Source organism: Cupriavidus sp. 05T313, assembly GCF_056396665.1.
Genome location: NZ_JBFTLX010000003.1, coordinates 53,628 through 67,646, shown reverse-complemented (window position 1 = coordinate 67,646; position 14,019 = coordinate 53,628). Strand labels below are relative to the sequence as shown.

The window sequence follows — 14,019 nt, the reverse complement described above, 5'->3', positions numbered from 1 at the left end:
CCAACAAAGCCAAAATGGCATGGTTTCGTAGCGAAGTCGGTACGATGGCGGACACTGTGCGGGTCGGCAAGACCGCGCCCGCCATGGCCTGGGCACCGGGAGTTTCAAGCCGCCGTCACGGCAGGCAACAGGCGGTCGAACTCCCGCTTCACAACGGCATAGCATTCGCACGCGTGTTTTTCGAGCGCCGGCCGGTCGAGTACCGAAATATGTCCATGACTGTAGCGAATCACACCTGCGTTCTGCAGCTTCAATGCCGCTTCGGTGACGTCGGAGCGCCGCACGCCAAGCATGTTCGAGATCAGTTCCTGCGTCATCGTCAGCTCATTGGATGGGAGCCGGTCGATGCTCAGAAGCAGCCAGCGGCATAGTTGCTGTTCAATAGTGTGATGCCTGTTGCAGACTGCGGTATAGGCCATCTGGGTGATCAGCGCCTGGGTGTACCGCAACAGCAAATGCTGTATGGGACCGCCGAGGGTAAACTCCTGCTTCAGTACCTTGGCGCTTAGCCGGTAGCCATGGCCAGCGCTTTGCACGATGGCCCGGCTCGGTGTCGTCTCGCCGCCCATGAACAGGGCAATCCCGACTATCCCCTCATTGCCGACGTCGTCTGGTTCGACTGCACGCGTGCTCGATGTGCAGATGAGCATGCCCCATCGCTTGATGGCGGCCAGCGCGGAATAAGCCGGGACCGAACTCGACCTGAGCGCGCCCAAGTTGCCCGCCATGCTGTGCGGCAGCGAGCTTATCCCGCCGGCGCGTCAGCCTGCTGGCCTAATTGCCGCAGCAGGGCACCCACGTAAATTGCGGACGCAGCCGCGTTTCGCCGCGTGCATAGCTTTAGTGGCCGCACTGCCCATTTCTCACGCAGCGTCAACACGCGCACGCCGTCACAGTTGATCGACTGCAGCACCGAGCGCGGCACCATCCCGACCCCCGCGCCCGAGCGCACCATTGCCACCACCGCCGCGAACCCGGACACCTGGATGCGTACGTCCATGTGATGTCCCAGTGCTGCGGCCTTGCCCACCATGAAGGTATGGATGGCCGCCCCGCTTTGCAGGCTGACGAAGGGGCGGCTCAGGCAGTCCAGGAACGCTACCGACTGGCGCGCGGCCAGCGGGTCACCCTCGGGCACAACCATGACGACCTCATCCTGACGGTACGGCAGGAACACAAGTTCGGGATGCTCGTCATCCCATGTGACCACGCCGACGTCGGCGCGCCCTTCGGCCACGGCGGCCACGATGTTGTGGCTGAGACGCTCGTCCAGGGAGATACGTACTTCGGGGTAGTCGCGCAGGAACGTCTGCAGATCCCCCGGCAAGAACGAAGCGATCGCACTGCTGTTAGCAAAGATCGTGACCTGCGCCCGGACACCTTCGGCATAGGGAGCCAGGTTGGCGTGCATCTGCTCCAGCTCGGCAAGGCAGCGGCGGCAGTGCTCCAGCATGACCTGGCCAGCGCGTGTCAGCGAAACGCCGCGTGCCTCCCGCACGAACAGCCGGGTGCCCAGCGCTTGCTCCAACTGCTTGATGCGCAGGCTGGCCGACGAGGGTGCCAGGAAGCATGTGGCGCCGCCTCGCGACACGTTGCCTGCGTCGGCCACTGCCACGAATAGTTTCAGGTCTATCAGGCTGTAGTGCATAAGGTTTCGTATTTTACAAAAACTGTTTTCCAAACATCTCGTTTGTCCTGCATTTCACCCAGTGAAAGACTAAGCGCCAGCAATGCCTTGTGTCATCGATTTTGTGAAAAACGAACTGTTACTGGGAAAAACCCCTATGTGCTTGACTCTGGAAACCGACAATCTGGCCGCGCTGACCCGCGCGATCGACGCCGCAATGGCATTGCCGCCGGATCGCTTGCCCGGCGCGGTGCAACACGCCTTGCAGGCATCTTTCGCCGACGGTAACTGGCTAACGCCGGCACAGCGCCAGCCGGACCCGCAGCGCTATGCGCGCCACGTGCTGCAGGCCGACCCGCAGGKGCGCTATACGGTCGTGGCGCTGGTGTGGCAGGCCGGGCAGTTCAGCCCGGTGCACGCGCACCACACCTGGTGTGCGCTGACGGTGGTTCAGGGAGAACTGCAAGAGCACTACTACACCTGCGACCGCCAGAGCCTGCGCGCCACGCCGCTTCACTGGCAGCCGCGCGCCGTGGGCGCGGGCAGCAGCGGAACGGACGGCCTGGACCAGGTCCATCGGCTGGGCAACGCTGGCGCGGGTGTGGCGATCTCCGTCCACGTGTACGGCGTGGAGGCCGCGCGCGTAGCCACCGGCGTAAACCGAGTCCTCGCGCTGGCCCCTTGAATCCGCTGGATTGCGCAAACATCGAAGCGAGCAAACACATGCAGACCATGAATCATTGGCAGCGCATTGAAGCCGCCCTGCTGGGCGAAGCCACCGACCGCACTCCCGTCGCGTTGTGGCGCCACTTTCCGGAAGACGACCTGGACGTGGACAAACTTGTGCGGCACACATTGGAGTGGCAGCGGAAATGGGATTTTGACCTGGTCAAATTCATGCCACCGGGCACATACGGCGTTGAAGACTGGGGCGCCGCCACGGCATACCAGGGCAGTGCCAACGGCGCGCGCGCGGTGGTGGCGCCACCGGTGCGAACCACGGAGGATTGGCTTCGGATCCGGCCGCTGGATGTGAGACAGGGCTCCTATGGCCGCCAGAACGAGGCGCTGCGCGCCGCCGCGCGGTCCCTGCGTGGCGCGGTGCCCATCCTGCAAACCGTGTTCAGCCCGCTAACCACGGCGCGCAAGTTGAGTACGGACAAGCTATTTGCCGACCTGCGCTGCGAGCCGGATGCGCTCGAGGCGGCGCTGCGGGTAATCACGGACACCACGATCCGGTTCGCTTTGGACTCGCTGGAGGCCGGCGCGCACGGCGTGTTCTTCGCGACGCAACTGGCGTCGAGCCGCATGCTGACGACCCAGGAATATGAGCGTTTCGGGCGCCGCTACGATCTGGAGGTGTTCGCGGCGTTGCGTGGCCAGGCGCAATTCAACATGCTGCACGCGCACGGCGATGACATCATGTTCGATCTCCTGGCGACGTATCCGGTCGAGATGTTCAATTGGCACGACCGCCTGACTAAGCCTGGCCTGGAGGCGGCGGCGGCGCGCTTCCCGCGCCTGCTGGTGGGTGGGTTGAACGAGCACGACACCTTGCTTCATGGAAGCGAACAGGAAATTGCGGATGAGGTGCGCAACGCCATATCGCAAACGGACGGCCGCCGCCTGATGGTCGGCCCGGGCTGCGTTCTGCCAGTTGCGACATCGGACTCGGCGATACGCGCCGTGGTCCGCGCCGCGCGCGCCCCCCAGGAGCAAGCGCTGTATGCTTGACGCCGCCGCGAGCCGGTACCAACCAAGAATAGGGCAGCGCCTAATTGCCGCCTACAAAGATCAAGGAGATAACATGCGTCACGTCCTGGCCTGCCTGGCCGCTGCGGCGGCCCTGGTTCCATGTCTGCAGTCCTCCGCGCTGGCGGCGGACTGGCCCGACCCGTCCAAGCCCGTGCAGATCATCGTGCCCGCGCCAGGCGGTGGCGGCACGGCCGACACCCTGGCCCGTGTGCTAGCCGAGCAATTGCACAAGCAACTGCACGCCACAGTCATCATCGAGAGCCGGGGCGGTGCCAACGGCAATATYGGGGTGGGGATGGCCGCCGGGGCCGTGCCGGATGGGTACAAGTTCCTGTTTTCGTGGGCGGGCACGCTGGCGGTAAATCCCAGCTTGTATGCCAAGCTGCCGTTCGATTCGCAAAAGAGCTTCACGCCGGTGGCGCTGGTGGCCGATGTGCCCAATATCCTGGTGGTCAACAAGAGCCTGCCGGTCAAGAACCTGGCCGAGTTCATTGCGTATGCCAAGGCCAACCCGGACAAGCTGAATTACGGTTCCACGGGAAATGGCAGTTCCATGCACGTGGCCGGCGAACTCTTCATGCGCGAGACCGGCACCCGCCTGATCCACGTGCCATACAGTTCCCCCGGCCAGGCCACCACGAACCTCCTCGCTGACGATATCCAGGCCATGTTCCAACTAGTGCCTGGCATCCTCGGGCAGGTCAAGAGCGGCAAGGTGCGCGCGCTGGCCGTCATGTCGAACCAGCGTTCGCTCGCCCTGCCCGACGTACCGACCGTTGCCGAGCTGGGCCAACCCAAGCTGATGTCCTCGACCTGGTTCGCGATGCTCGCGCCCCGCAACACGCCAGAACCCATCGTGATGCGCATGAACGCGGCACTGAACGAAGTGCTGCGCGACCCGGAGGTGATCCGCAAATTCACCGAGATGGGGGCAACGCCGCTGGGCGGCACGCCGCAGCAACTGTCAGCGCACCTGGCGGGAGAACTTGTGAAGTGGCGAGCGGTGGTGAGCCAGGCGAGTATCAAGATTCAGTAGGGGCGCGCTCCGGTGTTGTACATCGGCAGGGACAGGACGTGATCGCGCTGGCTCAGCCAGGAATCGTCTGGCGTACCTGTCACCGCCTGGAAGTTGAACCGTTGCTGCGGGCGACGGGGTACGCCCCAGAATGCGCTAGACGTTGAAGGAGTCGTCATCCGTGAAGTCGTCATTGCCCAGCCCGTCATCCAGGAGGCCATTGTCCAGCGCCGCCCCGGGTTCCCCCAGCGGCGAGCGGTCTTCATTGCCGTAATAGTTGTTGACGACCGTCGTTTCGCTTGGCAGCGCACCTGCGGCTGGCTGTCCAAGGAATCCGCTTGCGCCCCCGCCACCGCTATTGCGATGGAACAGATTCTCGATACCCTGGAACAGGAGCGCACCCCCGGCTACGCCGGCAGCCGTGGTGGCAATGCCGCCCAGCGTGCCACCCAGGCCGCCGCCCAGAAAGCCGGGCCGAGGCGGCTGCGCGGGCGCGGCCTGGGGGGCCGCCGGCGGTACGGCGACAGGCGCGGCCGTCGCCTGCGGCGCGGCGGGGCTTGCGGCAACGCGGCCGGCGCTATTGCCCCAGGCATTGTCCGCGTCGAGAAAGCGATTGGCGCCGCCGGCCTGCGCCATCTGCAACTGGCTCTGCAGCGTGGCGATCTGCGCTTTCGCTGACGCCAGCGCCTGGTCAAGCATCATGGCGCGCTGGACCAGCAGGTAGGCGGCATCCGGTTGCCGGGCGGCCGCTTCGGCGATGAGGGCGTCCGCCTGGGGGTCCTTCATGCCGGCCCTGGCTTGGGTCAGCTGAGTCAGGAAGGCTTCCAGTGCTTGCATTTCTTGGGGGGTCATGGCACCTCCTACGCGGGTTGTCTTCGCGGGTTGTCTTGTGTGATGGCAGTTTAAGGGCAGAGACTTAAGCAAGCCTTAAAGGCCTTGGTGCCGATGTGCCTGCCGGTCCGCGTTCACCAGCCAGCCCGCCAGCGTGGCCAACGCGTTCAAACAAGGCTACGTCACCTACGGCAGCGATAGCGGGCACGACGCATCGGGCGGCGGCGCCTTCGCGCTCGACAACGAAGCGCTCGCCAATTTCGGCAGGCTGCAGTTCAAGGCGAAGCACAACGCGGTCAAGGCCATCATCAAGGCACGCTACGGACCGCTGCCTACGCACAGCGACTTCATCGGCGGATAGCAAGGAGTCTCCAGTGTGTTGCATCCACCGTTCGAATCCCCGTCAGGGGCGGTCATTCGGCTATCATGCTGAGTCCGGCCATGCCGGCAACTACCCGTCATGGCATGGAAATTCGGGTTTGCCCCGGTAAAGTATTTGCGCTCGTTGTCGATACGCAGTGCAGGCACCGCTCCGATCAATTCGCCTAACCCGCCGTCATGGCCAAACATACGCAGCCCAGCCGTAGCAAGCGTTTCCCGATGCGGGTTGGCTGCGCATTCCTGCTGTGTTTGCAAGCCCTGTCTTGTAGGGAATCGGTTGCCTCGCCGGGGGCTGCGGCGTTCTCGACTTCGTTGCAGGTTATCGCGGCAGAGACGCCGCCATGCCTTGCCATCGGTTCGCTTCCCGGTACATCGAAAGTGCCTGTGGAGGCACAGATAGCCCATCCCGAAGCCGAAAAGTGACCCCCCAAGCGCGACGCATCGAGTTTTCCTCCCTGCTAGCTGGGCTGGTCAGCCTCGTTTTATTGTTCCTATGCGGTTGTCAACAGCGAGACAACGCTTCGTCGGGCGCAGCCGTGCCGGCCAGGACCTCCATTACAGCGTTGATATGGGCGCCAGACTGGCCGGAGGAGATGCTCCGGATTGCTGCTGAATTCAGCAAACTCAATCCAGACGTCCGCGTGAATGTGCAGTTCATGGTCGGCAATTCGGTCGAAGAGAATATCAAGCCCCGGATTGCTTCCGGCAACTTGCCGGATCTGGTGAGTGTCAACCCGAACGCCTATGCGGCTGAATTGGCCGATCAAGGCATCCTGGCAGACGTGAGCGCGACATCGGCATGGAGCAACATGCTCGGCCCTCTCAAGGGTGACTGGACCAGTCGCCAATCCAGGCGTTTTGGCATTGCCGGCGGAGTGGCTACAACGCTGATCTATTACAACAAGGCACTGTTCGCGAAGGCTGGGGTCAAGGAACTGCCAACCAATTTCCAAGAGTTCCTGATGGTTTGCGAGCAGCTCAAGCTTGCGGGCTTAACACCCATCATGTGGAGCGGCGGCTTCCCGAACATGCTCGGCAACGGCCCCTTCAGCTTCGGCTTTGGCAACAATGTGGTGGCGCGCGAGCCAGACTGGAAGCAGAGAATCGGTGATGGCACGCTGGACCTGAACACGCCTCAGGTAGCAGCTATCTTTGCCCGGATTGCGCTGATGCCGCAACGTGGTTACGTACAAGATGCCTTCATGGCGACGGATTACGACGAAGGCATACGGCTGTTCAAGGAAGGCAAGGTCGCGATGGCTTTTCACGGCAGTTGGGCAGCCGGCCCTTTGCTGCACGGCAACCCTTTCGAGGTTGGCGTGTTTATTCCGCCCTGGAACGCGCCGGGCAAGCGGGTGGTGCCTGTGATCGGCAGCGAAACCGGGTTTGCGGTGTGCGAGACGCCCAACAAGGCCGCAGCCATGCGTTTTCTCGAATTCATTGCCGGGAAGGGGTTCTCCATTCTCCAGAGAAAACGCCAGAACATCCCCCCATTCAAGCAAGTCGCGGGAACGCTCGCAAGCGATCAGAAGATTGTCGACTACACAAACATGGTCAGCCGCTATCCGGTGACCGTCAGCCCATACTATTCGGTTCTACCCTCCAACTCGATCGAGCAGCTCCATCGATTGATGCAGGAAGTGCTGGTCAGGAAGATCACGCCCGGACAGGCCGCCAAGCTCCTCGACGAGTCTGTCAAGAATGAAGCAAAGATGCACTACCGATGAGCTCAATCATAGGTTCGCTGCGAAGCGCTTTCGCATATCTCTCGCTGGACCTGCTGCGCCGTGTCGAAATTCGCTACCGGCTGATGACTGCGTTCATCCTGCTGTCGCTGATACCGATACTTATATCGGGCTACATATCGTATGTGGAGTCGACCGCCGCGATCAAGGAGAAGGCGGAGGTATTCTCGAAAGAGATGGTCAAGCAGGTATCCAAGAACATCTCGTTGCGGATGGAGCAGATCGAGACGGAAAGCAGCCTTCTTGTACTCTCCGATCGCGTTCAAGGCGCGCTGACAAGCGTTGTGGATGGCAGTGCAAAGGAGCGGAGCGAGGCGCGCCAGGACATGACACGCCTGCTCCTGCAGCACTACGGATCGGTTGACTTCATCAACCAGAAGTATCTGCTCGACAAGAACAACCGGATCATGGACACCCAGGTCTTCGCGCAGCTGAGCCGGGGTGTGCTGCATCTGGTCAAGCAGGCTCCCGATCGCAATGGCCGGCCTTACTGGGGCAGTTACGACAACGGCGTCGGGCAACAAAATCTCGGGATGGTGCGCGCCATCATCGGCAAGAGCAACAACCGGCAGATTGGCAATCTGGTTCTGGTCATCAGCCCCGAGCATTTTTCGACAATTTTTGATGACGTCGCCCTAGGGAGTGGAACGGAAATCTACGTTCTCGATGCCGGCAACAACAAAGTGGTTGTCCGCGCCGACGGCATTTCCACGAACACCGAAGGGATGGCCGAGCCTGACCTGATCAAGAAAATCGCAAGCAACGAGCTACACGGGGAGCCGAGTGGTTTCGTCGACTTCGAGGGCAAGCGCGAGGGGCGCTACCTTGCCGCGTACGCAGCAATTCCCGGCACGACATGGTTTGTCGTCAGCACAATCCCAGAAAAGAAGTTGACGGCAGAGGCACAGTCCGTGCGCAATCAGATCGTACTGGTTGGCATCTCGGGGTTCCTGCTTTCGATCTTCCTGGCCTACTTCATTTCCCACAGCATTTCGGCACCGCTCAAAGAGCTGGTGCGAAAGATGCACGATACCGGCAACGATGCGGGAGCCGAGGCGGAGGCGCATGCGCGCACTGATGCCGGCGGCAAGGATGAACTTGGCCGGCTCGCGCAGCGTTTCGAAAGAATGAGTGGGGCGATCAGCCAGAAAATCCAGAAGATCAACGAGATCAACGCCTCCCTTGAGCAGACCGTCGTCGAGCGAACAGCGGAACTCGTCTCCAGGGAGCAGGAGTCGCGAACGTTGATTGAGAACTCCCCGGACACGATTACCCGCTACGACCGGGACCTCCGCCGCACTTACGCCAATCCCGCGTTCTGTGCCTCGGCAGGGCGCACCCTAGGCGAATCGCTCGGCAAGCGGCCCTCGGAGGTTCCCGGCGGCGCCAACGCGCTGATCTACGAGGAGAAAATCGCCGACACCATTTCAAGCGGGAGAAGTGGGCAATTCGAGCTGAGATGGCTCAGCAAGGATGGACGGGAACACTGCACCCATATCCGCCTGACGCCAGAGATTGACCGGTCGGGCAAGGTGAACTCGGTGCTGGCTGTGGGTCGTGATTTATCGGACCGGATGGCATTCGAGGCGACAATCTGGAAACAGGCCAATTTCGATGCGCTGACCCATCTTCCGAATCGCCAGATGTTTCACAGCCGTCTCGAGGAGGAAGCCGGCATGGCGCATCGCTCCCGGCAGCATATGGCCTTGATGCTGATCGACCTGGATCGCTTCAAAGAGGTCAATGACTCCCTGGGACACGACACAGGAGACATCCTGCTGATCGAGGCCGCCAGGCGCATCATCTCGTGCGTGCGCGAATCGGATATCGTCGCGCGCCTTGGCGGTGACGAATTCACCGTCATTCTGCCCAACATGGACGATACCGAACGCATTGAACGGATCGCAAAGGCCATCATCCACAAGCTGGCCGAGCCCTTCAAGCTCGGCGCGGATGAGACCTTCATTTCCGCCAGCGTCGGCGTCACACTTTATCCCGACGACACCGGCGAACTGGATGTCCTTTTCAAGAACGCAGACCAGGCCATGTATGCGGCCAAGAACGCCGGGCGCAACCGTTTCAGCTACTTCACGCCCGACTTGCGTGTAGCGGCGGAAAAGCGCCTGCGTCTCACGAGCGATCTACGTGCCGCCCTGCCTGGCGGACAGTTCCAGGTCTACTATCAGCCCATCGTCGACCTGGAGACCGGGGAAATCTACAAAGCCGAGGCACTGATCCGCTGGCTGCACCCCGAACGCGGCACGATCAATCCGCAGGATTTCATTCCATTGGCCGAAGACACGGGGCTCATCGTTCCGATCGGGGATTGGGTGTTCAAGCAGGCCGTGCACCAGGCCCGTCAATGGCGCGGCCGATTCCATCCGTCTTTCCAGATCAGCGTCAACATGTCACCGATGCAGATACGGCAAGACGGCCTGGTTTGCAATCAATGGTCCGACTATCTCGTGCGGGAAGGGATGCCGGGGCAGAGCGTTGTGGTTGAAATCACCGAGGGCCTGTTACTGGACGCCGAACTGAATGAGAAGCTGCTGACCTTCCGTGATGTGGGAATCGGGATTTCGATCGACGACTTCGGTACTGGTTACTCGTCCCTGGCTTATCTCAAGCGCTTCGACATCGATTACCTCAAGATCGACCGCTCGTTCGTACATAACCTCGGCTTTGATGGCGACAATCAGGCGCTTTGCGAGGCAATGGTCATGCTGGCGCACAAACTGGGATTGAAGGTCATTGCCGAGGGCGTGGAGACGACGGAGCAACGCGATTTTCTCATCGCCGTGGGTTGTGATTTTGCCCAGGGCTTTTTGTATTCCCAGCCGGTTCCGCCTGATCAGTTTGAGGTGTTGGTGTGGCCGAATATCGAGGAAGGGGCTGGCAGTCCGGCCTGCGCCACGCTTTAGTGACTGAAGGCGCCAGCCCGTGCCGACCACGCAATATTTGGGTGTCATCCGGTAGGGGGACGGACTCAATCCGACCCCCCGAGCAGGAAGCGAAGGGCATCGCGCCACCAGGCATCGTCTACCCGCTCGAACCAATCGTTGTGCTCGGCACCAGGCACTACACGCAATTGCCGAGGCGCTACCAGCCCGTCATGCAGTGCGACGCCAAAGCGCGCCGGGACAATGCTGTCGCGCTCCGCAACCACCACCAAAACGGGCCGGGTGAACGACGCCAGGTTGGCCGCGCTGTCGTAGCGATCCCGCAGCAGCCACGACACCGGCAGCCAGGGATAGTGGTAGCCGGCAACATGTTGCAGCGTGTCCCATGGCGTGATCAGCATCAGGCCTGCTGTCTTGTCCCGCTGGCGCACGCTGGCCGCCGCCGCAACGCCGGCCCCCAGCGATTCGCCGATCACCAGCAGCGGTGCGCCATATTGGCGATAGGCCTGCGCGATGATCTGCTCGGCGTCATTCACTAGGCTGACTTCGCCCAACGGTCCCGGGCGCGGTCCGTAGCCCGGATACTCGGCGAGAATCACGCGTGCGCCATGGGGCGCCAGAGCCGCGGCGTACGCTCTGCGGTGGCCGGCATGTCCGGCATTGCCATGGAAAACAATCGCCGTGGCACGCACTGGCCCGGTGGGTTCTGCAACCAGGCCCTTGACGTCTTGCGAAGACGGCCATGCCCTTAGGCCGCCAGCAACCAGTTCTGACAACTCAGCCTTAGCGGGGAAATACAGGAACTGATTCTGCAGGGCTGCAAGGGCAGGGGACGGCAAGAGACTCCCAAGCCATAGTGCAAGCCCGGCGGTTTTCGTCGCCATGCGCATTGCTGTGGTTTGGATCTGCCGTCCGGGACTGTCCCATTCCCTGCCGATGACGTGGCTGGGCTGGCGAACTGACGGCCGAATTGGGGCATTCATCGGCATCCCGGCATCCTTTACCATCAGGCAGCGCCGTCCCTGTGCGACTTGTGCTGCGACGCCATCGGTTTCTGCGGGGCGGGTGGCACGGATTCATAGTGACCGAGCTGGATCGTGTGGTTGTCGTGACCGCCCGTGATGTCGTTCAGGCGCGACTGGTCGTCGGGCGTGTCGAGCGGATCGAATTCGCACATCGTGGTGCGGCGCTCGACCGGCGAGGTTTTGCCGCAACCCGCGTTCCCCGGCAGGGCGGCTGTATGAATTGCTTCGGGACTATAAAGCATGGTCGCCCTCGTCCGGCAACGGCAGTTAGACCATTATTAGCGATATAGGGCGGGAACGCCATGTGGGGTAATGGCCGACCTGGGGCGAGCCGGCGACGCATGTAAGCCATGCGAGCACGTGAAAGGGGGGCAAGCAGGAGCCTCCTTCCTAGTGCACCGCACAACGATAGTTTCGATCCCTGCAGATGACCCGGCGATGCCTTCGTGACGGCGTCGCCGTGATTTCTGCTGCGAGCAGATTCGCATCGCGCGTGAGCCGCCAATGCCCATCGGGGTCTTTGCGCAGGATGGTGAGTGTATAGCCGGAGCGGTGGATGGCAGCGCTGCCGCCAGGCGGCGTGACGGTCATGCGGACGTGGTTTCGGAGACCAGATTGGCAACAATCGTTGGCATATGGGTGCGGCCGAACGTTAGCTCGAGCCATCGGCCACTATTGCTGCGTGAGCATCAGGTTCAGGTTCTGAACCGCAGCGCCGGATGCGCCTTTGCCAAGATTATCGAAAACCGCGGACAGCAGGACGTGCCCGTGTTCCATGTTAGGAAATACGCTTAAGCGCATGTCGTTCGTACCGTTCAGCACTTGCGGATCCAGGTGCTTTAAGGTGCACGATTCGTGCAGCGGCAAGACATGTACGTGGGCCGCCTCGGCATAGTGGCGTGCGAGGCATGCGTGTAACGTGGCGCCATCCACGTCGGGTGCCAACAGCCGCAACTCCAAGGGCACCGTCAGCACGATGCCCTGGCGGAACGCACCCAACGCAGGGACGAAGATGGGACGCTGCGCGAGCCCGGCGTGCTGCTGGATCTCCGGGGTGTGCTTGTGCGCGAGTTCCAGACCATATACCTGGTATGAAGGCGCGTTGACGGCACGCTGCCCCTCATGTTCCTCCACGCCGGCACGCCCGCGTCCGGAGTAGCCCGACACCGCATGAATGCTGATAGGGTAGTTGCCTGGTATGAGCCCAGCCTGCAACAGGGGACGCAGCAAGCCAATTGCACCGGTCGGATAGCAACCGGGATTGGTGACCCGACGTGCGTTCGCAATGCGCTCAGCCTGTCCCAGCGTCATTTCCGGAAAGCCGTATGTCCAGTCCGGCTGTGTGCGGTGGGCGGAACTTGCGTCGATGACTCTGACGGCAGGATTAACAATGGCGTCCACGGCCTCGCGCGCGGCGGCATCAGGCAAACAGAGGATGGCGATGTCGCAGGCGTTGATGGCTTCTGCGCGACGCCGCGGATCTTTGCGTTCCGCAGCGGCAAGCGTGAACAGTCTAAGGTCGGTCCGGTTGCGCAGCCGTTCGTGGATTTGCAACCCGGTGGTGCCTTGGTCGCCGTCGATGAAAACAACGGGAGAGCTCATACGTGGAATACTCCGGTGACTGTGTGTTGTAACAAGTAGAACGAGCCCCTATGTTCCATGGACCGCTAGAATAGGGAAAGTTGTATTTCATAACGTGAATATTCAGTTTTTCTGAATCTGGACGCCGACATGCGAGAGATCAGCCTGGACCGTTTGCGCACTCTGGTCGCCATTACCGACCGTGGCTCATTTGCCGATGCGGCGCGTGCGTTGCACCTGGCGCCGCCAACGGTCAGCCTCCACATCGCTGAACTAGAAGACCGCATTGGGGCGCCACTCCTGTCACGGAAGCGCGGACATGTCAGGCCGTCGGCGATAGGAGAGGTGCTGGTGGAGCGCGCGCGTCGACTGCTGGCCGATGCGGAGCAGGCGTTAGACGATATTCAGCGCCAGGTGCAGGGGCTCGAAGGGCGCGCGCGGCTCGGTGCGTCGACTGGCGTGATCGCGCACCTGTTGCCGCAAGCGCTTGAGGTGTTGCGCCAGCAACATCCCGCTATCGACATTCAGGTTGCAGTACTCACTTCGCATGAAACGCTGTCCCGACTGGCGGATGGAACGCTGGATGTTGGGCTGATCGCACTGCCTCAGCCCCCGGTGGCCGGACTCGTGATAAAGCCTTGGCGCCGCGACCCCGTGATGGCCTTTGTGCCGGCGCATTGGCGGTGTCCGGCCCGCGTCACGCCTGAATGGCTCGCCGCCCAACCTCTGATTCTCAATGACGCGACCACGCGTCTCTCGCGTCTGACTGCGGAGTGGTTCGCGACCGGGGGGCACCATCCTGCTCCGCGCATTCAGCTCAACTACAACGACGCGATCAAGAGTCTGGTAGCGGCAGGTTACGGCGCGGCGCTGTTGCCCCATGAGGCCACTACGCCATTGCCCGACAGCCGCATTGTCATGCGTCCGCTGCGCCCGGCGTTGTGGCGTCGGCTCGGCATCGCACATCGTGCGGGGTACGTTGAGCGTTCCACGCAACACGTACTTGATGTGTTGTGGGATCTGCGATTGGCGTAGGCGTTGCTATTTTCCGCTTCGGTTCGTTCTCGCTGGGACAGTAGCCTTATTGCACGCCACGACGAACGAATGGCCGGCTTGTAGAAATTGGACTGACCGGATTGGGGTCGATAACGGAAAAACG

At 61.8% G+C, this 14,019-nt stretch carries 12 protein-coding genes and 1 pseudogene; 7 read left to right on the top strand and 6 right to left on the bottom strand.

The window, feature by feature from the left end:
* Window positions 1–104 precede the first annotated feature (104 nt).
* Both AC1DKD_RS01270 and AC1DKD_RS01265 read right to left on the bottom strand, forming a co-directional pair.
* Window positions 105–728, bottom strand: a complete 624-nt coding sequence (locus AC1DKD_RS01270) for a Crp/Fnr family transcriptional regulator (protein ID WP_441625424.1) — start codon at window positions 726–728, stop codon at window positions 105–107.
* Window positions 729–745: 17 nt separating this feature from the next.
* Window positions 746–1,648: a LysR family transcriptional regulator gene (locus AC1DKD_RS01265; RefSeq protein WP_441625422.1), complete on the bottom strand. Its 903-nt coding sequence runs from the start codon at window positions 1,646–1,648 to the stop codon at window positions 746–748.
* Window positions 1,649–1,784: 136 nt separating this feature from the next.
* Here AC1DKD_RS01265 and AC1DKD_RS01260 point away from each other — a divergent pair, with 136 nt between their 5' ends.
* The 3 genes from AC1DKD_RS01260 to AC1DKD_RS01250 all read left to right on the top strand — a co-directional run bounded on the left by AC1DKD_RS01260 (window position 1,785) and on the right by AC1DKD_RS01250 (window position 4,418).
* On the top strand, window positions 1,785–2,312 hold the full coding sequence (locus tag AC1DKD_RS01260; protein ID WP_477142845.1) for a cysteine dioxygenase family protein: 528 nt from the start codon (window positions 1,785–1,787) through the stop codon (window positions 2,310–2,312).
* The gene (locus AC1DKD_RS01255; protein ID WP_441625419.1) at window positions 2,309–3,361 is read left to right on the top strand and encodes a uroporphyrinogen decarboxylase family protein; all 1,053 of its coding nucleotides are present in this window, start codon (window positions 2,309–2,311) and stop codon (window positions 3,359–3,361) included. Before AC1DKD_RS01260 ends, AC1DKD_RS01255 begins: the two co-directional genes overlap by 4 nt.
* Before the next feature lie 73 nt (window positions 3,362–3,434).
* Window positions 3,435–4,418: a Bug family tripartite tricarboxylate transporter substrate binding protein gene (locus AC1DKD_RS01250; protein WP_441625417.1), complete on the top strand. Its 984-nt coding sequence runs from the start codon at window positions 3,435–3,437 to the stop codon at window positions 4,416–4,418.
* A 135-nt stretch (window positions 4,419–4,553) separates the two neighbouring features.
* Here the strand turns inward: AC1DKD_RS01250 and AC1DKD_RS01245 are convergent, their stop codons facing one another.
* On the bottom strand, window positions 4,554–5,249 hold the full coding sequence (locus tag AC1DKD_RS01245; protein WP_477103000.1) for a DUF2076 domain-containing protein: 696 nt from the start codon (window positions 5,247–5,249) through the stop codon (window positions 4,554–4,556).
* Window positions 5,250–5,376: 127 nt separating this feature from the next.
* On the opposite strand from AC1DKD_RS01245, the pseudogene AC1DKD_RS01240 reads away from it, so the two are divergent.
* From AC1DKD_RS01240 to AC1DKD_RS01230, 3 genes and pseudogenes are all read left to right on the top strand, one after another.
* Window positions 5,377–5,589 (top strand): annotated as a pseudogene (locus AC1DKD_RS01240) (tannase/feruloyl esterase family alpha/beta hydrolase); the annotation flags it as partial.
* Window positions 5,590–6,094: 505 nt separating this feature from the next.
* Window positions 6,095–7,336 (top strand): ABC transporter substrate-binding protein, encoded by a 1,242-nt coding sequence (locus AC1DKD_RS01235; protein ID WP_441625515.1) that lies wholly within the window; start codon window positions 6,095–6,097, stop codon window positions 7,334–7,336.
* Complete coding sequence (locus tag AC1DKD_RS01230) at window positions 7,333–10,275, top strand: bifunctional diguanylate cyclase/phosphodiesterase (protein ID WP_477142844.1); 2,943 nt, start codon at window positions 7,333–7,335, stop codon at window positions 10,273–10,275. The genes AC1DKD_RS01235 and AC1DKD_RS01230 overlap by 4 nt, the downstream gene beginning before the upstream one ends.
* A gap of 65 nt (window positions 10,276–10,340) precedes the next feature.
* Here the strand turns inward: AC1DKD_RS01230 and AC1DKD_RS01225 are convergent, their stop codons facing one another.
* The 3 genes from AC1DKD_RS01225 to argC form a co-directional block, all read right to left on the bottom strand.
* A complete protein-coding gene (locus AC1DKD_RS01225; protein ID WP_441625412.1) occupies window positions 10,341–11,138 on the bottom strand; it encodes an alpha/beta hydrolase in 798 nt (265 codons plus the stop codon).
* Window positions 11,139–11,260: 122 nt separating this feature from the next.
* Window positions 11,261–11,521: a hypothetical protein gene (locus AC1DKD_RS01220; RefSeq protein ID WP_441625410.1), complete on the bottom strand. Its 261-nt coding sequence runs from the start codon at window positions 11,519–11,521 to the stop codon at window positions 11,261–11,263.
* A gap of 430 nt (window positions 11,522–11,951) precedes the next feature.
* The gene (gene argC / locus AC1DKD_RS01215; RefSeq protein ID WP_441625408.1) at window positions 11,952–12,881 is read right to left on the bottom strand and encodes an N-acetyl-gamma-glutamyl-phosphate reductase; all 930 of its coding nucleotides are present in this window, start codon (window positions 12,879–12,881) and stop codon (window positions 11,952–11,954) included.
* Between the two features lie 129 nt (window positions 12,882–13,010).
* On the opposite strand from argC, the gene AC1DKD_RS01210 reads away from it, so the two are divergent.
* Window positions 13,011–13,895: a LysR family transcriptional regulator gene (locus AC1DKD_RS01210; protein ID WP_441625406.1), complete on the top strand. Its 885-nt coding sequence runs from the start codon at window positions 13,011–13,013 to the stop codon at window positions 13,893–13,895.
* The last annotated feature ends 124 nt before the right edge of the window (window positions 13,896–14,019 follow it).